Below are 24,883 nucleotides of genomic sequence, written 5' to 3'. Positions count from 1 at the left end.
GTAGATCATGAAAAAAGCTCGTGTTATTTATAATCCAACTTCTGGCAAAGAATTGTTGAAAAAAAATCTAGCGGATATCCTCCAAGCTTTGGAGGATTCTGGCTATGAAGCAAGTGCGTATGCGACAACACCAGAAAAAAATTCTGCCAAAAATGAAGCAAGAAGAGCAGCAGAAAATGGATTTGATCTGGTGGTAGCTGCGGGAGGCGATGGGACGATCAATGAGGTTGTTAACGGTATTGCACCGCTTGAGCATCGTCCTAAAATGGCGATTATCCCAGCAGGTACTACTAACGATTACGCACGTGCGTTAAAGATTCCACGGGATGATATCAAAGCCGCAGCTGAAGTTATCAAGAAGAATCAGACGGTTAAGATGGATATCGGTCAAACGGAAGATAGCTACTTTATCAACATCGCTGCGGGTGGTTATTTAACGGAGTTAACTTATGAAGTTCCTTCAGAACTAAAGAGTATTTTCGGCTATTTGGCATATTTAGCTAAAGGAGCAGAGATGCTGCCTCGAGTGAAACCAATCAAAATGCGCTTGAAATATGATGAAGGAGAATACATCGGGAATGCCTCTATGTTCTTTTTAGGACTCACTAATTCAGTCGGCGGGTTCGAAAAGATTGCTCCTGATGCCAAGCTAGACGATGGTAAATTTTCATTAATTATTGTCAAAACAGCGAATATTTTTGAAATTTTGCATATCGCAGCCTTGATGTTGAATGGTGGGCGCCATGTAGATGATTCTCGAGTGATTTATACGAAAACCAGCAGTTTGTATGTCGAAACAGAAGACGATATCAACCGACCGGTCATGATTAACTTAGACGGCGAATATGGTGGAAATGCACCTATGCACTTCCAAAACCTTCATCAACATATTGAATTTTATGCAAACATCGACCAAATTCCAGATGAAGCAATTACTGGTTCCGAAGAGGAGTTAGAAGAGGTCAGCAAAGAATTTGTCAAAGAAGTTGAGCGTTTGACTGATGAAGATATAGACGGTGACGGCAAGATTGCAGATAAAGAAAAATGACGTAAAGGGTGGGACAAATGATCGTTCCACCCTTTCGTATGATAAAAATTAATTCTTATTTATTGAAGGTCATTATGTAACAGTATGTTATTTTTCTTTGTTGAGTCTAAAGCAGGCGAACGAAAGATTGACAATTGGATCGTAAATGAAGTGAAGGCATCAAGTGAATAAATGGACTTGCCAAAAAAAGGCTCTATGTGCCTAAAAAAATGTCCTGAAGCAACCCGGTACCAAGTCCCTATCCAATAAAACACAAATGATCGTTTTTTGGATATGACCGTAGTACTAAAAGCAAAACTGCTTCAGTTACAAACCTAAATGAGGAGTTATTATGAAAGAGAAACTATCAGTTAAAAAAAATGAACGTTACACATTAGATATTATCGATTTAAGTTATGAAGGTATGGGCGTAGCTAAAATCGATGGCTATCCTTTGTTTATTGAAAATGCATTACCAGGTGAACGAGTGGAAGTGCTAGTAGTAAAAGCTGGGAATAAATTTGGTTATGGAAAAGTAGAAAAATGGCTAACCGAATCACCAGACCGTCAACCATTAAAGGATAATCGCCTTCTACGGACAGGAATTGCTCCTTTAGCACATTTGAACTATGAGCAGCAATTACTTTTTAAACAAAAGCAAGTGGAAAATGTCATGAGCAAGATCGCAAAGATGCCAGAGGTTGACATTTTACCTACCATCCCAATGGAGAATCCTGTTGGCTATCGTAACAAAGCGCAGATTCCAGTGAGAAGAATAGATGGTCGTCTAGCAACTGGTTTTTATAAAAAGAATAGCCATGAACTAGTTGAAATCGAGGATTATTATATTCAAGATCCAGCAATCGATGAAGCCATCAAACGTGTGAGAGATATTTTGCAACGTTTCCAAGTACGTGGTTATAACGAGGCGAAAAATGAAGGACAAATCCGTCATATTATCATCAGAAGAGGTCATTACTCACATGAAATGATGGTCGTTTTAGTTACACGAAAAGAAAAATTCTTTAAAGGAAAGGAAATTGCTTCTATTATTCATGAAGAATTGCCAGAAGTCGTTTCAGTCGTTCAAAATATCAACGAAGAGAAAACAAACGTGATATTAGGCGATAAAGAGAAGGTTCTTTATGGTAGAAGTTATATTGAAGATCAACTATTGGGAAAAACTTACCGTATTTCCTCAAAATCATTCTATCAAGTGAATACTGAACAAACGGAAAAATTGTATCAAACAGCCATTGAATTTGCAGCGTTACAACAAGAAGATACCGTCATTGATGCTTACTCTGGTATTGGAACGATCGGTTTATCTTTAGCTGATAAAGTTAAAGAGGTCTATGGCATGGAACTTGTTCCGGAAGCGATTGAAGATGCACAATTCAATGCATTAACAAACAAAATTGAAAATGCTCATTACGAAGTGGGTAAGGCAGAAACAGTCATGAAGAAATGGCAAGACAAAGGGATCAAACCATCTGTGATCGTTGTCGACCCGCCAAGAAAAGGATTAGATGCACGTTTTATTACGTCAGCCATTGACATGGAACCTGCGAAATTAGTGTATATCTCTTGCAATCCAGCAACTTTTGCCAGAGATGCAAAGTTATTTGCTGAGTCAGGCTACGAAGTGAAAAAAGTACAACCAGTCGATTTATTCCCACAAACACATCATGTGGAATTAGTGGCGCTATTAGCACCTAAGGGATAATTCAAACTTAGTGAATCATGTGAAAGAATCAGAAAACTAAAAAATGATAACGTAGCTGACAATCATGAAGAAAGGGGTACAAGATGGATACAAAGGAAAAAATGCTTGAATTGATCAAAAAGAAACAAGGCGGCGGACGTTCAAAAAAAATGGCTGAGCCTAAAAATGATCGACGGAATATGCGAAAAGGACCAAAAATCTATAATAAATAATTAAAAAGAATCAACACGAAACTAAAAATCGTGTTGATTCTTTTTTTGTTACTTGTTCAGCTAATGATCAATCATTGATTGGATAAGCTAATTTAAAAATGTATTGTTGTAGATCGAGCCATTCTTTTTTTGTAGGAAAATAAGAAAGTAAGAGTACTGGGCAAGGGCAGGTTGTATCTAGAAAATCATAATTGCAAACAACCAATGCAACCTCAGTTTCTAAAACCATCTTATGTGAAATAAATTTATTAGAGACAAAAAGAGGAACCACATTTTGTGGAAGCAATTGGCATACGAATCGAGTCAAATAGTCTTCTAATCCGGGTTCTCCTTGGAATGAAAATAAAATCGTCTGTTTTTTTTGGGTAGAGGAAGAGGTTAAATTGGCATAATGAATAATACTTAACGTTAAGGCGATATCTTGATAGTGGGTAACAGAAAAAGGTAATACATGTGTATACTTTTTTAAATAGTTCTGCCATTCTTTAAAAAGTTTTTTGACTTTCATAGGTACGCTGGTATGAAGTTCTAAAGTGATTCGCTCAAAATGAGAAGAGATTTTTGTCAGCAGACGCAGGTTGCTGAGATATCCTTTTAACTTTAGCAGGTCGACATTTGTGATAGTTGTAGAATTCTGTAATGGTCGTAAAAATGGTTCATACTGTTCTAAGGTTGGAATATCTTCTGGATAGCACAGATTCAAAGTTTTGTTAGCTGGGTAGTAAGAAACACAATGTAAGCGTATGAGGTAAGACCAAACAATTTCCTCCTCGGCTACTTGGGTAATACCAAATCTACTTTTAAAATACTTTTTAAAAACCGATTTAAACTGAATGAAACTTGTTCTTGCCTTAATTTCTTTACATAAGGACGGTTCGAGATGAATCATTTGTTTATTTAATAAGCGCTGTTTTAAAATATTCATCCATAAGTTGATGCGAAAATAATTTGTTGCGATTTGCGTTGTCGCTTCTTGGAGTTCTTCGTATGTATTGTTGATTGTTTGATAAGAATGATTGGTCGTAAATGTTTGTCTAAAACCATGGTAAAACTCAAATAAAAAGTAACGGATATCTGCTTCATTTCCTAATAAATCTAATTGTTTAGTCGATAAAGTAAGGCGATAAAATTTTAATTCTTTGTTAATATGGCGAATGGTCTTTCTCAAAACTGAATGCGAGAGATGAAACTGTTCGGTGGCAGTTTGGAATGAATGAATACGACCTCGGTAGATTTCGTCAATCAATTTATAAACAATTGTATCTTTAGCGATCTCCATGACAATGGAATCAATCGTTTTAAATGTAGACACCATCAATCGGTAACCGATCTTTTTATAATATTTGATGGTCATTCCCTTGGGAAGTAATTGTTGTAAAGAATCAATATCCGCGCGAAGTGTCGGTGCTGTTGTTTCAAGTTCTTTCACTAGTTTTTCAGTTGAAGAAATCGAATCACATTTATGTAAATAGTAAAGAATTCTTATCTGCCGCTGTAATTGCTTGTTATTTAATAATCTGAAAAATAGGTTATTCATTCTTATTCCTTCCCGACTTTAATTAAAAGCCGCGTAATTTATTTAGTGAAATCTTTTTTATTTTAACTTGAATAAACGATGAGCTCAATTTTTTTACTAATATTTTTTTTGAAAGAAAAAAATAGAAAACTTTTCCTTCAAGTAATCGTTGATTATATAAATAGCTTTTATTTTAAAAACATGGTGAATTTAGGGGGAAAATCAATGAACAAGAAAAAGTTAGTCAAATGTTCGTTAGCGATTTGGTTGGCGACACAATCTCTGCTTCATCCGTTTTCTTATTCTTATGCCGAAGAATGGAGTAAACCAGACGAAGAGCAAGTACAAACAGCAACTAGTTTAAACGAACCAGGAGGTAAAAACGATCTGGTCGAAAATCCATTAGAAACAATGATCCAGGAACCTGATGAAAATCAGCCAGAGTTAGAAGAGTCAATGACAGAAGTTCCGCAAGAAGAACTGGTAGAGAAATCAGAGAGCCTTGATCAACCAACTGAAAGTCAATCAGCTGTTGACTTAGATCAGGATCAATTGACGGAAAACACAGAACAAGAGGAGACACTTCTCAACACTGCCACACCTACAGAAGAATCCAGCGATATTGCCAGTGGTGTTTTCGGAACTTGTTCTTGGCGAATCGATGCAGAAGGTACATTATATATTGGAGGAGGCACATTGGGAGAAACACCGGTTACGTTTTTTCCTCCTTGGTTCAACAGCTATCGATTTAAAATAAAAAAAATGGTATTCACTGGACCAACGATTGCTCCTAAAGAAACTCATCGCTTATTTTATGGATATACTAATCTTTTGTCCATTGAGAATTTAGCTTATTTAGACGTAAGTCAAGTAACGGATATGACTTCCTTTTTTTCTGACTGTCGTGTACTAAATGGCGTTGATTTGTCAGGATGGGATACGTCAAATGTCACGAATATGTCTAATATGTTTTTTGAAGCATTTGACCAAACAGAGAATCTCATTCATCTTGATCTTTCAAGTTTCGATACAAGTAATGTAGTTGATATGAGTGGCATGTTCAGTCGATGTACCAAAGTACAATCAATCGATCTTTCTAGTTTTGATACGAGTAATGTTGTCAACATGAACAGAATGTTTTTTGCTTGTAATGAATTAATTACCTTAGATATCGCTCACTTTGATACATCAAATGTGGTTTATATGTCACGTTTATTCGCTGAATGTAAGAAGTTGCGCTATGTGGATGTCTCAAATTTCGATACATCAAGTGCGATTGATCTTTCAGTGATGTTTCGTTTGAATTATGAATTAGAGAGTGTGGACGTTTCTAATTTTGATACATCAAAGGTTGTTCATTTGCATTACATGTTTGATCAATGTCGCAAATTGAAAACGATCGCAGTGGAAGGTTTTGATACAAGTCAAGTAACATCCATGAATTATATGTTCAATGGCTGTAATAGTTTAACCTCTTTGGACGTTTCTAATTTTGACACCAGTCTAGTCCAAGCAATGAGATACATGTTTGCTAATTGTGAGTTACTAGAGACGATCGATGTGTCTAATTTCAATACAGAGTCTGTGAATTATCTGACATATATGTTCTTAAATTGTTCGAAAGTAAAAAAATTAGATCTTTCTTATTTTCAGTTTGAGGATCCCGTAGAAATGGCAGAAATGCTGGCTGGAACAACGAGCCTCAATGAATTGACTCTTGGTAAAGGCTATCGTTTTGTAGATTCAGCCAATCTTCCTGCTATTCCAGTAGAAGATGGAAACACTGGTTATTGGCAAAACGTTGGTTCTGGAACGGTTACGAACCCTGCTGGGGAATACGTGCTAACTTCAGAAGAATTGATGACGAACTATACAGGAGCGATGGCAGATACGTATGTTTGGCAAAAAGAGCCAAACTATGAATCAATTTTAGCCAAAGATTCGACGCTTTACCTTGGTGAAACCTGGGATCCACAGGATAATTTTATTTCAGCAACAGATAAGGAAGGAAATCCCCTTCCATTTGATATGAGTATGGTCAGTGGAACAGTGGATACCTCAGTAGCAGGAGTGACACCGATTACTTATACTAATGGTAGCGCTGCTCAAGTCATTCATGTAACAGTGAAAGAAAACCAGGAGAGCATTCAGGCCAAAGACTCAGTTATTTATGTGGGTGATCAATGGGATCCACAAGCTAATTTTGTTTCAGCTACTGATGAAGATGGGATGCCTCTAGCGTTCACTCCAAAAATGGTGGAAGGTTCGGTGGATAGCCAAAAAACGGGCGATTATTTTGTGACGTATACCAACGGAATAGCAAGTAAGACGATCAAAGTAACGGTCAAAGAGAACAAAGAAACACTCGTAGTTAAAGGTTCCACACTCTATGTAGGAGACAATTGGAATCCACAAGACAATTTTATTTCAGCCAATGATAAAGAAGGAAATCCCCTAACATTTGACCAGAAAATGGTTTCTGGTAAGGTGGATACGACAAAAGTTGGCGTTTATCCAGTGACCTATCAAAACGGTCATCAAAAGAAAACTGTTGAAATCCATGTGCTAGCTGAACCAACTAAAGAAAAACCAGATGCGGATACGAACCAATCGGGGGATAAAAAGCCAGTACCAGCAACGCCAAATGAGACAACGAATAACAACGATCAGAGAGATAAAAAAGACGAAGAAGATGAAAAAAATAAAAAAGATGAAAAAGATGATAAAGATGAAAAAGACGAACAAGAAGACAAAAAACTACCTACTACAGGTTATCAAAAATCAAGTCTTTCTATGATTGGCATGGCTTGCTTCTTACTTGGATTATACTTTGTTTACAAAAAAAAGATAAACGTTAAATAAAGCGTAAATCAACTAGTCAATCTCCTCGTTTTACGTCATAATGTAAAAAAAGGAGATTGGCAAGATGGATAAAGAATTATTGATTATTGAATTGATGTCAGCAAAAGCAAAGATGTTGTCTATCATCAATCAACGAACGAAAAAAATGACATGGAAAATTGGGATGTATTTAACCGCTAACTTGTTGTTCTTTGGCGGATGGGGAAACATCTACCATCATTTAAAGCAGAATCATCCACATTCATTTAAAATGGAGCGAATCACTAGTTTGTACCATTTTTCAAGTTATGTTGACTTTGCGATAGGACTATTCTTGTTTTTACTCGTTGCTATGCTATGGTTCAAAAAGAGGAACATCTCTCGGCATTATGATCAATGGCTGGAAAAACAAGTGGCGAATATGTTACATATTTCAGTTGGCTCTCAGGACGAAAATTATCTCTACTTGAGTGATCATAACAAAAAGGAGTTTACACTTGCGAAAAAGAGGCGTTATTTTCTGCTGCAAACGATGGAGGGTGTCTCACTTTTTCTAGGAGAACAACTTACTTGGTATGGCAGTAATCGATACTATGTTTTTATGCAAGTAAATGAACCGATAGACCGAAAAAACAAAAAAAGAATTGAGCCTTTTTACTCTCATTTAGCAATTGGAGTTGGAACACTCTTGTTGATTGGCGGGAGTGTTTATCAATTCATTAATGCAGGACCAGTAGCAACGAATGTACACTCTATGATGCAAAGCGAAGAAAAAGTAAGAAAAATGCCAACTTCGACTAATCAGGACGGATTATTGAAACCTGTTCAAACATCCGTCAATTTGACCACTGAGCAAACGAATGACGTAAAAATAGACCCAGAAACACAAGCCTTGTATTTGACGACGAATCAAGGAAAAGACTGGCATTTCGTTCCAATTGCTGTGGACTGGTTGCGCTTTGGTGACTATACTTTGACTTCGGGTACTGTTGCAAAAGGGGAATGGATGGACAAAACATTTGATGTTTCTCCTACTTTTTCTTGGTTTATCTATTCACCTGATCAAAAAAACGTTTACCTATTATCATCAGCTGATAATGGGAAGACGTGGCAAAAAAGTCAGATTACAGATCAAGGCGGACAGGTTCGTTATCGTAAAGCAAACTTTTTCACAAACGATCAAGGCGTCATGGTATTTTCATCCTCTACAGGAATGTCTGCGGAAAGTCTAAAAATTTATACGACCAACGATAAAGGGCAAAGCTGGCAAAAAAGCGGCAGTACCATCGTAAATCAACCGATTCAAAATGTTAGTTTTGTGACGAAGACATTGGGTTTCCTTTCTACAAGAGAAAACATCTATTATACGAATGATGGGGGACTAACATTCAAAGAATCCTTGGTAGCTATCCCGGGTGAGTATCAATTGGGAGGGATCGATTTGTTCCAATCACCAAATGAAGTGGTACAAGTAAGTGCCAATAAATTGGAAACCAAGTTTTACCTCCTAAAAAATGGATCGATCGATGCAGGGAAAATGTTTGCTTGTCTTTTTTATTCGACTGATGGTGGAGAAACATGGCAATTCGAACAACAATTATCGCAAGTAGAGAATCGTTAAAAAAGTTTAGATGAATTTCAACACCAAAAAGAAAATGGCGTAAGGAGAGACATTGACAATTTATGTAAGTGAAAGTTCTCTATGTAACGATTGAATTTGTGAATAAGAGAGATTGAAAGAATAGACCCATAAAAAAGAGCCTTGGAAAAAAGTCCAGGCTCTTTTTTATGGGGTTTAAAATAGGTAAAAAGTGTTCAAAATTACTTAGGTCAAAGCGCACTTTTCACAACCTCTTTTATGTGATTTGAAATTGGCTATTATATAAACTAGCATAAAGTGTTGGTTTGCTTAATAGTGACTGATGAGTTCCTTGTTCAATAATATTTCCATTTTCCATCACTAAAATCAAGTCGGCATTTTCAATCGTAGATAACCGATGGGCGATGATAAAGCTGGTTCGGTTTTCTGTGACAGCATTCATTGCTTTTTGGATCATTGCTTCGGTGCGGGTATCCACGCTGGAGGTTGCTTCATCTAAAATAACTACGGAAGGATTCGCCAGCAATACCCGAGCAATGGTCAATAGCTGTTGTTGTCCTTGTGACAACGAACCATTTTCACTTGAAATAATCGTATCATATCCTTCAGGTAACGTACGGATGAAATGATCACATTGGGCAATTTTGGCAGCCGCAATGATTTCGTCTCTGGAAGCTTGCTGTTTCCCATAAGCAATATTATCTGCCACTGTGCCTTCAAAGAGCCACGTATTTTGCAAAACCATCCCAAAGTGTTTACGTAACTCACTACGAGAGAATTTCGTGATATCGATTCCGTCGAATTCGATTCTTCCATGGTTTAGCTCGTAAAATCGCATGAGTAAATTGACTAATGTCGTTTTTCCTGCCCCAGTTGGTCCCACGATTGCAATTGTTTGTTTTGGTTTAGCCGAAAAGTTGACATTTTCCATCAAGATCTTATCTGGACTATAACCAAATCGAACATCTTTGAACCTGATTGAACCAGCAGGCTGGTCAAGTGATGCTGTATTTTCGTGATCAGAACGCTCATTTGGTTCATCCATAATCTCAAAGATACGATCAATCGCCGCCATAGCAGATTGTAACGAATTGATGACATAAGAAGCGGTCGAGATCGGTTCAGAGATTTGATTGATGTACTGCAGATAAGCTTGTAACAATCCTAGTGTGAGTCCACCAGATATTACTAAGATCCCACCTAAGACAGCACTTAAAATGAACGCTGATTGATTGATCAAGCGAATCGCTGGATAGATGGCAAAGTTCATGAATTGCGCTTTTTTAAATGCTTGGTACTGTGAATGATTTACTTGACGGATCGACTCGATCGCTTGATCTTGTTGATTGAATGTTTTGATGACCAAGTTACCTGCAAGATATTCTTCTACTTTATTATTTAATGAACCTAGTTCTGTTTGATTGTCATCAGAAATCTTTTTGTTTTTATTCGCAAAGAGTTGAGTGACCCATGAACTACCAACGATCAATAAAAGAATCAGTAACGTCAATTTGCTGTCAATATAAAACAGCATCAAAATTGAAAATAAAATCGTTACGATGGAAGTGAAAAATTGATTGATCCCTGTTAGCAAGACTTGTGCTAGTTGATTCAAACCAGTCGTTGTTCGGCTGATGATATCTCCTACCTGATGCTGATCAAAGAAGGCCATTGGTAATGTTTTGAATTTCTTGGTCATTTCTTTTCTAACATTAAGTGTGATTTTTTCACTCAATGAAGCCATTGCGTATTCTTGAATGAAAGAAGTAATACTACTTAAAAAAGAAAAAACGAGTAATAAAACAACAGGGAACAAAAGGGCATCCTTGACATCATGAAATGTCATTTCAGCAATCCCGATCGTACGGATTCGACTTAAAAGCTGATCGATACCAACGCCCATGATCATCGGCATTGCAACGACCATCAGGTTACCGATTAAACTACATAATAGTAAGCCATAAAATGTTTTGTGATCAGATTGGATCATTTTCCAAAAGCGGATCAAACTATGTTTATTCATTTTTACATCAGTTGTTTTCATATATTCCCTTCTTTCAAAATTCCTTGTGATTTAGCAAATTCCTGATAAGAAAGACAAGTAGCAAGGAGTGTTTCGTGAGTTCCTTGTCCCACGATTCGGCCATTGTCTAAAACGATGATGTGATCAGCGTTCATGATTGTACTCAATCTTTGAGCCACAATGATCAATGTCTTATCAGCCATTTCTTCATGGAGGGCTGTTCTTAGTTTTGCATCCGTCTTGTAGTCCAAAGCAGAAAAGCTATCGTCGAAAACATAGATATCTGCTGGTTTGATGAGCGCTCGTGCAATACACATCCGTTGTTTTTGTCCGCCAGAATAATTATCTCCGCCTTGTGCAACAAAACTAGCTAATTTTTTGGGCAATTTATCCAAAACTTCCTCTAATTGTGAAATACGTATAGCTGAGGTCAATTCTTCTTCTGTTGCATGCTCATTGCCCATTTGCAGGTTTGATAAAATTGTTCCACTAAACAGAAACGCTTTTTGCGGAACATAGCTGATTTTTGAGCGAATCATTTCTTGTGTTAATTGTTGAAGTGGTTGCCCTCCTAATGTAATCTGTCCACTGGTCACATCATTCAAACGAAGAAGCAATTTGGCAATTGTACTTTTACCAGAACCAGTTCCGCCAACGATGGCAGTTGTTTTGCCTTTAGGTACCTTAAAATGGATATCTTCCAATACAGGTTCCGAATCTTTGGTATAACTGAAAGAAACGTGTTCAAAAGATAACACATGCTCATCATCCATATTCAGCGAAGCTGTTGATGGATTTTCCGGATCAATGATCTCAATAGGTTGATTCAACACTTCTTCGATCCGCCGAAGAGAGGACATCGATTTTGGAACGACGACTAACACCATAGCTGCAGTCATTAGATAAGCCAACGTGAGCATCGAATATTCGACGATGGCAGTAACAGTCCCGATCTGTAGTGTACCTTCACTGACCAACGAACCACCAAACCAAAGAATGGCGCTGTATACGATCCCCATTAATAAAAAAGCAATCGGAGTGACCCAAGCAAATACGCGATTGACTCGGATCATCTGTGCGGCATACTTCTCAAATGTTTGATTGGTGCGCTTCTCCTCATAGTCTTGATTGTTAAAGGCTCGAATCATATTCACACCTGTAAAAAATTCCCTTAAAGTCACTGTGATACGATCCATTTTTGGTTGGATACTGAGAGATAGAGGGGTTCCTTTTTTCATTAAGATGTAAATAACGACAGCATAAATAAACACAGAAATCAATGTAATCAACGTCAATGTCATGGAATATTGAAGCATCATGACAATTGTAAACACCGCAATGATTGGCGCAGGTAAGATCATTTGACAAAAGAGTACAATCATTTGTTGGATATTATCTACATCATTAGTCATTCGAGTCAGGAGTGAGGCACTTCCAAATTCATCTGCATCTTTCATCGATAATTGTTGGAACTTATCAAAATAGGTTTCCCTTGTTTGGTAGCCAAATTTTGAAGACACTAGTGCAGAAAAATAGCTAGAAGCAATCGCTGAAAAAGTACCTAGCAAGGCTACGAATGCCATTTGTAGACCAATGGTATAAATTTTACTGTTTTGACCAGTAACTATCCCTTCATCAATTAATGTTGCCACTAATTTAGGAACACCAAGTGTACCAATGATTTGTAAACAGACGAATAAAAAAGTCATGCCTACGATTTTTTTATTCTTCCATAGGAATTGTTTAAGTAATGTCATTTTGTTTCCTCCTTTTACTAGACAATAATGAATTTTACACCTTAAAGTTACTTGAAGGTCAATAGAAGAAGCGGTAAAATTAACAAGAGGTGAGCGGAAATGCCAAAACTTTACACAATCGGAGAAGTCTCGGAACTACTAAATGTACCAAAGTCAACGATTCGTTTTTGGGATGAGCAAGGGTTAATCCATTCTCTACGCCATGAAGAAAACGGGTATCGGATGTTTAATATTGATGATATTTTTCAGATCTATGACATCAATTTCTATCGAAAATTAGATGTTCCAATCAAACAGATGAAAAATTTATATGGAAAAACGATCGAAGAACATTATGCAACGATTGCAGAAACAGAGCAGCGGATTAAGCAAGAAAAAATAAGTCTGCAAAAAAAACATGAAGAAATCTTGGCTCGAAAAGAACAATTAAAACTTATGATTGACAATCGAGGCATTACCAAAGAAACAATTCCTTTTGCGGCAATCGTCATAGTGGATTCCGATGACATTTTAGATTCGAAAGCCTATCTTGAAAACTATGCCAGCTTCGGGGGGTATTTTGATTTTTCGCTGAGCGATGAAATGATTTATGGCTTCTGTACAGACCAAACATCAGCCACAATTCCACTGTCTAAAATTGTTTGGTACAATCAGCCTGGTAAAACTTATCATCGATTTTTATTACAAGTGGAAGTCAATCATACCGAAAAGAACAATATCGAAGAAGTAAGATTAACATTAGCTCAACGAGGGTATCAAACAGGAAATGTGATTGGACAGTATCTGCTAACGAAGCAAACGGAAGAAGGAGTCTATCATGAATATTATTTAGGATGGATCGAAAGCCAAAAAGTAGAAGCTGATTTAACAAATGAGGATAAGCAAAAGTAGACGAAGAAGGAGCGGGAAAGGATAGTTATCTCGCTCTTCTTCGTCTCTTTGGTTAGGATTTATCAGGGTTAAAACTTTCTCTAATGATTAGTCGTGTAGGATAAGTGACAATGATCGGTTCCTCTCTCAAACCATCGATTCGCTCCACCGCTAATCGAACAGCAGACTGACCAATGGCTTTTGCATTGATCGCTACACTTGTTAAACTAGGAGATAAATCAGCAATCGCCTCGATGTTATCGAAGCTAACTAGAACGATCTCTTCTCCAATTTTTCGATTGTCTTTTTGTAATGCTCGATAAACACCTAATGCTAAAGGATCGCTACCGATCAAAATGGCCGTCGGTAAATCATGTTTTTGTTTTTCGAGAAGTTTGGTCGCTAACTGCTCTCCGGATTCCTCTGTCCATTCTCCTAAATAATAATTGATCTGTTTGGTCAAATGATGATCTTGCATGAAATGGCGGTAGGCTCTGAGCCTTTTTTCATTCTCAGTTGTTGATTTCCGACCAGCTTCGTTAATATCGATTTGATAACCACCAATATAAGCGATGTTGGTGTGCCCATTGTCTAAAAAAAGTTCTAAAACAGATTTAGTCATTCGTTCGAGATCCCCATAGACCATATCCACTTCTTGTTGGATATCTGGATTATCTACTACAACTAATTGTCGGTTCTGTTTCAATAAATCGGCGATTGCACCTTTATCGATCGTACCGACTACGATTATAGCACCTAATTGATCCAAATCTTTCCACTCGGTCGGGTTATCCGACATATTATAAATTCGATTCATGCCGATATGGAGTCGGCTGGCTTCTTCTTCTAGACCTGCTCGTAATTCTCGATAATAAATATCTTTTTCTTCGCTGGCTTTACTGATTGCTGAAATGACACCGATGGAAGGACGGCGTTTTTTAATATATTTTCGCTTGTTGATATCATAATTTAATGTGGCAGCTGCAGTGAAAATCCGTTGACGAGTAGCAGCAGAGACACTGATCGTTTTGTCTTCATTCAAAACTCTTGAGACCGTAGCAGGTGAAACATTGGCTTTTCTTGCGACATCTCTAATTCCAACCATAAAATGGCACCCCTTACAAAAAAATAAAAATTTTTATTGACATATTTGTTTAGTAAACAGTATACAGGAAATGTAACAAAAGTAAACGGTTACTATTTATTTGAGAGGTGAAACAATGGAACAAGTGATGAAGAATCAAAGAGCAGCTTTAATCACATTTGACGAACAGGAAAAAGTATTTCATCTATCCAATTCAGAAATTTCCTATATTCTTCAAATTGAAGAAAGTGAAGTTCTGGCTCATGTTTATTTTGGTAAAAGAACGACCCATTATCATAATCATAAAAAATATCCTCGCAGAGATCGTGGCTTTTCCGGGAACGTCCCCTTAAATGAAGATCGAACGTATTCAAAAGATACATTACCACAAGAGTATTCAGGGCACGGAGGGATGGATTATCGATTACCTGCCTTGATGATTCGTCGAGAAAATGGATCAAATCTGCTTGATCTACGTTATGAAAGCTTTCAGATCCAAGAAGGAAAGCCAAATTTATCTGGATTACCGCAAGCGTATATCAAGAATGATACAGAGGCAGAAACATTGATCGTGACGTTGAAAGATCGTGAAGAAAAGATTTACGTGGATCTTTCCTATACGATTTATCGAGAAAGAGCAGTGATTACACGTTCGCTGAAGGTAAGAAATGAAACCAATGATCCAGTGATGATTGAAAAAGCAGCCTCTTTTCAACTTGATTTTACGAATTCAGGCCGGTTTGATGAAGTGATTGCCTTACCAGGAGCGCATGTCAAAGAACGGCAGATGTCTAGACAAAGCATAACAGATGGCATCAAATCATTTGAAAGCCGTCGTGGTTCAAGCAGTCATCAGATGAATTCATTCATTGCCTTGACAAATCATGCAACAACTGAATTTACAGGGGAAGCGATTGGGATCCATCTTGTTTATTCGGGAAATCATTCCTTTGAGATTGAAAAAGATGCCATTCAACAATTTAGAGTGATCGGTGGGATCAATCCCTATAATTTTTCTTGGGAGTTACAACCATATGAAAGCTTTCAAACACCGGAAATACTCTTAACTTATTCTGATCAAGGGTTGAATGGGATGAGTCAAGTGACCCATCATTTATTACGGGAACGAGTAGCAAGAGGGCGATTCCAATACCAAGAACGTCCGATCCTAGTCAACAATTGGGAAGCGACTTATTTTGACTTTACGAGCAAAAAGATCGAAGCAATCGTTGATGAAGCAAACGAATTAGCGATAGAGATGTTTGTTTTAGATGACGGCTGGTTTGGGAAAAGAGATTCGGACCAATCTTCTCTAGGAGACTGGTTTGAATATCAAGGGAAATTGAAAAATGGCTTAAAAGGGATCGCTGACTATGTTCACCAAAAAGGACTAAAGTTTGGCTTGTGGGTTGAGCCTGAAATGGTTTCCAGCGACTCTCAATTAAATCGGGATCATCCCGAATTTATGATGAAAGAACCAGGTCGTCAACCATCAGCTTCTAGATCTCAACACGTCCTTGATTTTACCCGAAAAGAAGTCCGGCAGACGATTGAAACACAGTTACGGCATTTGTTAGACAGTGTGGAGATCGACTATATCAAATGGGATATGAATCGATCGCTATCTGATGTCTATTCGGTGTCATTGGGCAAACAAAACCAAGGGGAAGTTTTGCATCGTTATCTATTAGGATTATATGAGATGATGGAAAACTTAACAAACGACTATCCTCATATCCTTTGGGAAGGATGTTCTGGTGGTGGTGGACGGTTCGATGCAGGGCTGCTTTATTATATGCCACAGTCTTGGACTAGTGACAATACAGATGCGGTTGAACGCATCAATATCCAATATGGGACGAGCTTAGCTTATCCTATTTCAGCTATGACTGCCCATGTATCAGCTGTTCCTAATCATCAAACGGGTCGAGTCACCAGTTTAAAAACACGTGGAGATGTGGCCATGGGCGGGGTGTTTGGATATGAACTCGATCTAACAAAATTATCTAGTGAGGAAAAGCAGGAAGTAGCCGCACAGGTAGAATTTTATAAAAAAATCAGACAGACAGTCCAATATGGTGATTTCTATCGTTTACAAAATCCCTTTGAGCAAAATATTGCTTCCTGGGAATTTGTTTCAAAAAACCAACAGGAAGTCCTCTTATTTATAAATCGTCGGTTGGCAAATGCACAGCCCGAATTTCATGAGGTACGCCTTGTTGGACTAAGCGAAGAAAAACTATACCAGAACCAGATAGATGGCAAAGTATATTCAGGATCGGAATTAATGACAATAGGTCTTTATTTCCCGGATTTTTATGGCGATTTTCAAACAGAATTGATTCATTTTATGAGTATAGACGAAGGAGAATAGAAAAATGAACGCATTGATTGAATGGTTAGATGATCCGCAAGTGTATCGAGTAAATCAAAGGAAAGCCCATAGTGATCATGTTATTTATGGTGCTAAAGAAGAAGTGGAAACAGGAAACACCAGAATCCAATCGCTGAATGGGAAGTGGCAATTTTGCTATTCCCGTAATGCTTTAGAACGTCCAGTGAATTTTTTTGAAAAGGAATTTGATAACAGCAGCTTCGATCAGATTGATGTTCCTGGGCATATCGAACTAGCAGGATACGACAAGATCCACTACATCAATACGATGTATCCATGGGAAGGGCATGAGTTTAGACGTCCGGCTTATACAACCGCTGGTAAGGAAGAAGCCGAGGGGATGTTTTCTCAAGCCGAGTATAACCCAGTTGGCTCATATGTGACGAACTTTACTTTAAATGAAGAAATGAAAGAAAAGGCGATCACCATTCGATTTGAAGGTGTCGAACAGGCAATGTATGTCTGGTTAAATGGGCACTTTGTCGGCTATGCAGAAGATTCTTTCACGCCTTCTGAATTTGATTTAACTCCTTATCTGGAAGAAGAGAATCGTTTAGCGGTAGAAGTCCATAAAAGAAGTAGTGCCGCTTTTCTCGAAGACCAAGATTTTTTCCGTTTCTTTGGGATTTTTAGAGATGTTTCATTGATCGCCAGAGGGAAAAATCATATAGAGGATATGTGGATCAAACCTCAAGTTGATCCCTCTTTTCAAAGCGGTTGGGTAGATATCGACTTGACTATTGAAAATCTTACTTCAAACGGAAAGCTACGTGTCCGACTCCTCAATTGCAAAGGAGAAGAGATCCATCAAGAAGAAGTGAGAATCGAAGAACAAATCTCGTTGCATATTCCAGTAGATAAAATTACTTTATGGGATCATTTTCAACCCAATTTATACACCGCCGAATTTGAAACGTTTGATGATACTGGGGTGACGGAGTATAGTTACTATCCATTTGGTTTTAGAAAGATCGAGATCAAAGAGCGGATCATTTATTTGAATGACCGACGTTTGATCATCAACGGTGTCAATCGACATGAATGGCATCCTGAAAAAGGAAGAGCTATCGATTTGATGGATATGAAGAAAGATCTAGAAATCATTAAACATGCGAATATCAATGGGGTTAGAACCTCACATTATCCAAATCAAATCCCTTGGTATTATCTTTGTGATCAGGCGGGGATTCACTTGATGGCAGAGACCAATCTGGAATCTCATGGTTCTTGGCAAAAGATGGGCGCGTTTGAGCCGTCTTACAATGTACCGGGGAACGTTCCTCAATGGCGGGAGATCGTTCTTGACAGAGCACAGACAAATTTTGAGACATTCAAGAACCATACGAGTATTTTATTCTGGTCTTTAGGAAATGAATCTTACGCAGAAGAGAATATTCGTTTGATGAATGATTACTTTAAAGAAAAAGATCCCGATCGCCTTGTTCACTATGAAGGAAATTTCCCTAATCCTGCATTCGAAGATTCGATTTCTGATGTCAAGAGTTGCATGTATGCTACGCCAACAGATATCTGTGATTACCTTGAAAATGATGGGAAAAAGCCTTTCATTTTATGTGAATACATGCATGACATGGGGAATTCGTTGGGAGGATTGAATTCTTACATGGAATTATTAGATCGATACCCAATGTATCAAGGTGGCTATATTTGGGACTTTAAAGATCAAGCGATTCAAGTGATCGATCCATTGACGAAACAAAAAGTAATGAGATACGGTGGGGACTTTGATGATCGTCCAAGTGATTATGAATTTTCAGGTAACGGGATCGTCTTTTCTGATGGTCAAGAAAAACCGGCATTACAGGAGGTAAGGTATTATTATGGAAAATACAGCGATTAAAATGAAGATTATTTATGGAGATTGTACATTTGCTTTAAAAGGTGAAGGATTTCATTATATCTTTTCCTATACAAGAGGTGGGTTGGAATCCTTAAATAAAAATGGGAAAGAATGGTTGTATCGAGAAACGCTGCCGACGTTTTGGCGGGCTTTGACGGATAATGATCGAGGGAATGGGTTTGGCTATCGTTCGTCCATGTGGCTAGGGGCTGGGATGTACCCGAAAGTAAAAAATGTTCAAGTTTCCATTGATCAAAAACCAATCGAACAGCCAATTGCTCCGATCAATAATCGCTATTCCAATCATGAATATGCGCAATCAGCAGCGATCAAATTCACGTTAGAAATCAATACGGTGCCCAAAACAGAAGTCATAGTCAACTATGAAGTACAATCTGATGGGGAAATGAAAATTTCTGTCTTTTATCATGGACAGCAAGGACTGCCTGAATTACCTTTATTAGGTTTTCGCTTTATTATGCCAACCAAAGCGAAATATTTTGAATATGAAGGACTATCAGGAGAAACGTATCCAGATCGAATGGCAGGAGGAATCGAGGGTACTTATAAAGTAACTGGTTTACCAGTGACTCCCTATCTCGTGCCACAAGATTGTGGTGTCCATATGAAGACGAAATGGCTAGAAATCACTAGAGATTCTACGATGAATAATGCGGATCAAGGAAAGGAGGAATTTTCATTACGCTTTGAACAAGTGAACGGCGATTTTGCATTTTCAGCTCTCCCCTATAAAGCCGAAGAATTAGAAAATGCTACGCATCTTGAAGAGTTACCACCAGCTAGAAGAACCGTCTTAGTGATTCAAGGGAAGGTACGTGGTGTAGGAGGAATCAACAGCTGGGGAGCAGATGTTGAAGAAGCGTATCATATTTCAGCGGAAGAAGACCATGAATTTAGTTTTATCGTGAAGTAAAGGTCGTGAAAGAAGCGGTCAGCTCCGAGCAAATAAGAGGCAATTTTTTAAAACACCTTTTCATGTTAAAAAAAATTTAGGCTTATTTCAAGGAGCTGATGCTTGAATGCTGTCTATCTAGAGAAAGGAAGGATTGATAGCTAAGTATCGGTAAAGAACAATAGCTTTTCATATTATTAGCAGACACAAAAAATATAAAACCATAGACAAATAGACGTTGCATTTCTAGGATCATCTATCTTAGAAGGGCAGCGTCTATTGCTTATAAGTATCAACTAACTGAATTGTTTATTTTTGAATTAACTGATTAATGGCAATGTGATTTTTACCGTTGTTCCAACACCCATAATCGATTGGATCTGCAATCCATACTCTGTGCCGTAAAGCAATTTGATTCGTTCGTTCACATTCTTGACGCCGATTCCAGAAAAATAGTCCTTGTTTTTTTTCTTTTGATTTGTATCAAATCCATCACCGTTATCTACGATTTCAAAGATCAATTGTGTTTCATGAATTTTTCCGAATAAAGTAATAAACCCACTTTTTTTTGTTTGAAAAGCATGTAAAAAAGCATTTTCAATAATTGGCTGGATCATCATATTGGGCACTTTAAAAGGGTATAGTTCATCGGGGATCATGATCCGAGTGGCGATATCATCACCATATCTCAATGAAAGAATATGGATATAGCTTTGCACACTTTTTAATTCTTCTTCGACAGTGATTGTTTCTGCTTTTTTCCCAATGGTACTTCTCAACAAATCAATAAAATGATCGATTCCATGAATTGCTTTTTGATTTTCTTTTTGCCAGATCAAAAATTTTAGACTAGTTAACGTATTGTAGATAAAGTGAGGCTGGATTTGGGCTTGCATCGTTTGAATCTCTAATTGGCGTTTTTTCTTTTCGTTTTCAATTGAAGTAAAATAGTTCTCATCGATCGTTGTTAATAGTTGATTGATTGTAGTGCCTAAAGTCTTTGTTTCGTAGGTCCCTTGAACGTCTACTTGGGTATTATTAGGAATTTTTTTGATATGTTTTAAAGACTGAATCAAGGCATAAATCGACTTTGTCTGACGGTTCATATAGCGAAAGACAATAGCACCAACTACCATTAAAGTCATCAAATTAAAAAGGACGATCGGAACAATCAGTCCCATTTGATTGACTAGTGAACGAATATTTACTTTACTAATCAAAGCTAAGTTTTGTCGATATAATGGAACACGTGTTAAACGATTATAATCAACTGTTTTTGTTTCATTGGTATTTAAATCATTTAACAAGTTGGTTTTGGCACCAATCATGCCAGTTTCATTGGAGGTAATGATTTGATTTGCTTCATTGATGAGATAGATTTTGGAGACCTCCGAATGGATCGTTTCATTGAATAAATTCGCTAGCTCATCTGCAGTTATCGCAATGACAGCATACCCATAAATATGATTCAACGAGGAAGTCAATTTCTTAATGAATAGGATGCTGCTTTTTGTTTGGTCACGAGTAGTCAAACCAAAGTCGACAAAGAACATTTGGGTCGATGCTTTATGTGCCTTTGCTTTTTGTACGACATCAGATCTCATGAATGCCGCAGCATCCATACTGGCTAGCATCTCGTTTCCAACAAAGGTATGTCCACTTTCACCATAGATCATCAGATCGTAATTGATGGAAGGAGAGATCGAAGTAAAGCTTCGGTTCATTTGTTGGATCGTTTTTACATTAGTGTAGTTATCTAACGAAGAGTGCGGATCGTTAGAGAAATAATTTTCAACTGCAGGGTTGTTAGCGACCATCGTTAAGGTATTTTCGATATTATCATTCAATCGTTCAAAATCACGTTGTATTTTGCCAAGCGTTAGTTCATTCGATTTATCAAATAGATGGATATAAGCGTTTTTGGATCGATCATAAATGAAGAAGGACAGAATAATCGCTTGAGTAAGAAGCGCAATGACTAGGACAACCAGTAGTTTTGTAACTAGTTCATACTCTTTGAATTTTTTCTTCATGTTTCAAACTTCCTTTTCGATATTGAGAAGGATTTAGCCCAGTTTCTTCCTTGAATACTCTTGAGAAGTAACCAAGTTCAGCAAATCCTACTTGGTAAGAGATTTGTGAAAGTGGCTCGGTTGTCTCAAGCAAAAGCCGTTTCGCATGTTGTATCCGGACTTTTTTTAGATATTTAGTGAAGCTAATCCCATATTTCTCGGTAAACATGGTAGATAAATAACTATAGGAAAAATGAAATTTTTCGGAGATGATTTGCAAGGAAATATCTTGATGATAATTTTCTTGAACATAATCATAGATCGCTGTCAGAATTTCTGAGTTTTCATTCTTTTCCGGCGTGCTCCAACGCATCAATTGAGTGATGATTTTAGTAAACGTAATGGAAAAATCTTCGATGGTGGCGACGTTCGTTATAAGTGTTGGTAACGTAATTTTTAATGTCGTCAATTCTTTCGTCCCTTGACCATCTTCTAAAGCATTGATGAGTGCGTAGAGACGATTGATTGTTTCGTGTTTTAAAAATAAAGGGTCAATTTTTAAAGCGATCAGAGTCTCAATCGCTGATTTCATTTCTCTGATAGCGGATACATAATCTTTGTTGACAATCTTTGTTAAGTAGCTTTTCGTGCTCTGATCAAAGTGTGGAATCAAAGGGACTAATTGTCCTTCCGATACAACACCAGCACTTTTCTGATAAAAACGTTGTCCTTTGCCTAATTTTTTTAATCTTTGAAAACAATCGAACAGCTCACTTAGCTCTAAACAAGGGGAAATAATCAATAATGCATCAGATTTTTGCGCATATTCACGCAAAGAAGTCTGAATTTGTTCGAAACAATCCATGGAAGAAACATTTAGTAAGCAACCATATTCATAGTCGAGAGTGGTAAAAGGCTGACAATCAATCCAGGGTTCAGCTCGTTCTTCGTTACTTTTTAGAGAAGCTAGTGGAGCTAAATCATCCATTTCGCTATAGACGATGTAAAATAACGGGAAACGAAAAGGATCGTTAGATATCGTTGTTTTTTGTCCAGAGAAATATTGTGTTAAAGCACTATCTAGAGAGAATTTAGAGTCTAGATTTTTTTGGCCTTTTTTAACCAAATGGTTCAAAGCAGAAAGCAGGTTTTCTGGATTCAATTTTGGTTTAAGTAAATAATCGGATACGCCTTCTTTAAAAGAGTCTTTCACTAGTTGAAACTCATCATGGCTTGATAACACTAATATTTGAATATCAGGCTTGCTTTTTTTTAGGAGGCGAGCAAGTTCAATCCCATCCAGTTCAGGCATGATAAGATCAGTAATGACAATATCAATATCAGTAGAATGAATAGAGAAAAAATCAAGCGCTTCCAATGAGTTTGAAAAAGCGCCTTTAATTTGGAATCCGTGGTTTGACCAATCAACCAAATTGGCTATGCCATGTAAGATTGTTTTTTCATCGTCGATCAATAATAAATTAATCAAGCTTGTTCCCCCTTTTAAACAGTTTCTCTTTTTAAAATACGGTTTAATTGGCAGAAAAGCAAGATGAATTACTCAAAATAAAAAAATTTGAAATCTAAATTTGTGATTTTTTCTTATTTTGGGATATTTTTTGGAACTCTTTTAGAAATTAAGAAAACGATTACATTTTTTGGTATGATTCACATGTAAAGAATAAAAATGAAAAAGGCGGGTTGGATATGAAATTCAAAAAATTAGTAGCAAGTGCGACGCTTTTAGCTTCAGCAGCAGTTTTGTTTGCGGGATGTGGGAGTTCCTCAAATTCAGCAACGAAAGATGAAAATAAAATCAGTGTTTGGGCATGGGATGAAACGTTTAATATCAAAGCAGTCAATGAAGCAAAAAAAGTCTATGACAATAAGGATGTCGAAGTAGATGTCGTTACGATGTCACAAGATGATATCGTACAAAAGTTAAACACAGCATTAGCCAGTGGAAATACGGATGGATTACCGAATATCGTGTTGATTGAGGATTATCGTATTCAAGGTTATTTGAATTCTTATCCGGACGCATTTTCTGAGTTAACCGATATCGTAGATGAAGCCAATTTTGCTTCGTATAAATTTGCGGTTAATAAGATCGATGATCAAATTTATGGCGTTCCATTTGATTCAGGCGTTACGGCTAATTTTTATCGAACAGATTTGTTAGAAGAAGCCGGTTACAGTCAAGCAGATATGCAGAATTTAAGTTGGGATGACTATTTACAAGTTGCTCGAGATGTTAAAGCAAAAACGGGTAAAAAAATTACTGAAGTGAATCCCTCAGATCTTGGACGTGTCCGTATGATCATGCAAGAAGCTGGTGAATGGTACACTTCGGAAGATGGAAAGACGGTTACGATCAAAGATAACCAATCATTGAAATATGGATTAAATCTATTTGCTACACTACTTAAAGAAGATCTAGTGGAACAAACTTCAGATTGGAATGCAGGTGTCACGGCCATTCAATCAGGGGCTGTTGCATCCAGTCCAATTGGTGCTTGGTATTCCTCGACGATCCAAGGTGCTGAAGATCAATCAGGGAAATGGGCAATTGCACCGACACCTTCATTACCTGCCAATATGCAAAAAGCACAAGCTTCTAATTTAGGCGGAGCTGGGTGGTATGTGATCAAAGGTGTTTCAGGCGAAGAAAATGCGAAAGACTTCTTGAAGAAGACCTTTGCGACTAACGAAGACTTGATGGGAACCTTAGCGAAAGAAATCGGGTTAGTTTCTACCATGTTAAGTGCAAAAGATCAACCAGCTTATCAAGAGTCTTCTGAATTCTATAGTGGTCAAAAGGTGTTTGAAGACTTTTCTAAATGGACAGCGGAAATTCCACAAGTTAATTATGGACAAGAAACCTATGCAATCGAAGCAGTTGTAGCAGAGTCATTACACCGAATCATCAATGGAGAAGATACTGATAAAGTCTTGGCAGATACGCAAAAACAAGTAGAAGCACAGTTAGCCAATTAAGCAGAGTGAAATGAATTGATTTAGAGGATCAAATTTGTGTTGGCTGGTG

Annotated in this window: 16 protein-coding genes; 10 read left to right on the top strand and 6 right to left on the bottom strand. The window is 37.4% G+C overall.

Annotated elements, in window-relative coordinates; genetic code table 11:
- Positions 1-7: 7 nt before the first annotated feature.
- The 3 genes from IGJ18_RS07845 (at position 8) to IGJ18_RS07835 (ending at position 2,965) form a co-directional block, all read left to right on the top strand.
- Positions 8-1,048: a diacylglycerol kinase gene (locus IGJ18_RS07845; RefSeq protein ID WP_010718986.1), complete on the top strand. Its 1,041-nt coding sequence runs from the start codon at positions 8-10 to the stop codon at positions 1,046-1,048.
- Between the two features lie 331 nt (positions 1,049-1,379).
- A complete protein-coding gene (rlmD, locus tag IGJ18_RS07840; RefSeq protein WP_207426986.1) occupies positions 1,380-2,753 on the top strand; it encodes a 23S rRNA (uracil(1939)-C(5))-methyltransferase RlmD in 1,374 nt (457 codons plus the stop codon).
- An 83-nt stretch (positions 2,754-2,836) separates the two neighbouring features.
- Positions 2,837-2,965 (top strand): hypothetical protein, encoded by a 129-nt coding sequence (locus IGJ18_RS07835; RefSeq protein WP_010718988.1) that lies wholly within the window; start codon positions 2,837-2,839, stop codon positions 2,963-2,965.
- A gap of 67 nt (positions 2,966-3,032) precedes the next feature.
- Here IGJ18_RS07835 and IGJ18_RS07830 read toward each other — a convergent pair whose 3' ends face one another.
- Positions 3,033-4,502: a helix-turn-helix domain-containing protein gene (locus IGJ18_RS07830; RefSeq protein WP_063627210.1), complete on the bottom strand. Its 1,470-nt coding sequence runs from the start codon at positions 4,500-4,502 to the stop codon at positions 3,033-3,035.
- Positions 4,503-4,706: 204 nt separating this feature from the next.
- On the opposite strand from IGJ18_RS07830, the gene IGJ18_RS07825 reads away from it, so the two are divergent.
- Positions 4,707-7,343, top strand: coding sequence for a BspA family leucine-rich repeat surface protein (locus IGJ18_RS07825; protein WP_438843129.1), 2,637 nt, complete (start codon positions 4,707-4,709; stop codon positions 7,341-7,343).
- A gap of 64 nt (positions 7,344-7,407) precedes the next feature.
- The gene (locus IGJ18_RS07820; RefSeq protein ID WP_438843128.1) at positions 7,408-8,943 is read left to right on the top strand and encodes a WD40/YVTN/BNR-like repeat-containing protein; all 1,536 of its coding nucleotides are present in this window, start codon (positions 7,408-7,410) and stop codon (positions 8,941-8,943) included.
- A gap of 235 nt (positions 8,944-9,178) precedes the next feature.
- On the opposite strand, the gene IGJ18_RS07815 is transcribed toward IGJ18_RS07820, so the two are convergent.
- Positions 9,179-10,966 (bottom strand): ABC transporter ATP-binding protein, encoded by a 1,788-nt coding sequence (locus tag IGJ18_RS07815; protein ID WP_034698232.1) that lies wholly within the window; start codon positions 10,964-10,966, stop codon positions 9,179-9,181.
- Positions 10,963-12,702 (bottom strand): ABC transporter ATP-binding protein, encoded by a 1,740-nt coding sequence (locus IGJ18_RS07810; RefSeq protein WP_438843127.1) that lies wholly within the window; start codon positions 12,700-12,702, stop codon positions 10,963-10,965. The genes IGJ18_RS07815 and IGJ18_RS07810 overlap by 4 nt, the downstream gene beginning before the upstream one ends.
- A 99-nt stretch (positions 12,703-12,801) precedes the next feature.
- Here IGJ18_RS07810 and IGJ18_RS07805 point away from each other — a divergent pair, with 99 nt between their 5' ends.
- Positions 12,802-13,593, top strand: coding sequence for a MerR family transcriptional regulator (locus tag IGJ18_RS07805; RefSeq protein WP_010718996.1), 792 nt, complete (start codon positions 12,802-12,804; stop codon positions 13,591-13,593).
- A 52-nt stretch (positions 13,594-13,645) separates the two neighbouring features.
- Here the strand turns inward: IGJ18_RS07805 and IGJ18_RS07800 are convergent, their stop codons facing one another.
- Entirely contained in the window at positions 13,646-14,677 is a 1,032-nt protein-coding gene (locus IGJ18_RS07800; RefSeq protein ID WP_010718997.1) for a LacI family DNA-binding transcriptional regulator, read from the bottom strand.
- Between the two features lie 115 nt (positions 14,678-14,792).
- On the opposite strand from IGJ18_RS07800, the gene IGJ18_RS07795 reads away from it, so the two are divergent.
- Genes IGJ18_RS07795 through IGJ18_RS07785 form a run of 3 tightly spaced genes read left to right on the top strand, consistent with a single transcriptional unit; the run spans position 14,793 to position 19,846 of the window.
- Positions 14,793-17,030: an alpha-galactosidase gene (locus IGJ18_RS07795; RefSeq protein WP_176581826.1), complete on the top strand. Its 2,238-nt coding sequence runs from the start codon at positions 14,793-14,795 to the stop codon at positions 17,028-17,030.
- 4 nt (positions 17,031-17,034) lie between these two features.
- Positions 17,035-18,912 (top strand): glycoside hydrolase family 2 protein, encoded by a 1,878-nt coding sequence (locus tag IGJ18_RS07790; protein WP_409534563.1) that lies wholly within the window; start codon positions 17,035-17,037, stop codon positions 18,910-18,912.
- Entirely contained in the window at positions 18,893-19,846 is a 954-nt protein-coding gene (locus IGJ18_RS07785) for a beta-galactosidase small subunit (protein ID WP_010719000.1), read from the top strand. Before IGJ18_RS07790 ends, IGJ18_RS07785 begins: the two co-directional genes overlap by 20 nt.
- A gap of 299 nt (positions 19,847-20,145) precedes the next feature.
- On the opposite strand, the gene IGJ18_RS07780 is transcribed toward IGJ18_RS07785, so the two are convergent.
- Complete coding sequence (locus IGJ18_RS07780; RefSeq protein ID WP_438843126.1) at positions 20,146-21,858, bottom strand: cache domain-containing sensor histidine kinase; 1,713 nt, start codon at positions 21,856-21,858, stop codon at positions 20,146-20,148.
- Entirely contained in the window at positions 21,833-23,326 is a 1,494-nt protein-coding gene (locus IGJ18_RS07775) for a response regulator transcription factor (RefSeq protein WP_438843125.1), read from the bottom strand. Before IGJ18_RS07775 ends, IGJ18_RS07780 begins: the two co-directional genes overlap by 26 nt.
- Positions 23,327-23,544: 218 nt before the next feature.
- Here IGJ18_RS07775 and IGJ18_RS07770 point away from each other — a divergent pair, with 218 nt between their 5' ends.
- Positions 23,545-24,834: an ABC transporter substrate-binding protein gene (locus tag IGJ18_RS07770; protein WP_126343768.1), complete on the top strand. Its 1,290-nt coding sequence runs from the start codon at positions 23,545-23,547 to the stop codon at positions 24,832-24,834.
- Positions 24,835-24,883: the final 49 nt, after the last annotated feature.

This window comes from Enterococcus sp. AZ078 (assembly GCF_051714985.1).
Classification (GTDB): domain Bacteria; phylum Bacillota; class Bacilli; order Lactobacillales; family Enterococcaceae; genus Enterococcus_B; species Enterococcus_B hirae.
The sequence above is the reverse complement of the archived record's forward strand: the minus strand, read 5'-3'. Positions and strand labels throughout refer to the sequence as shown.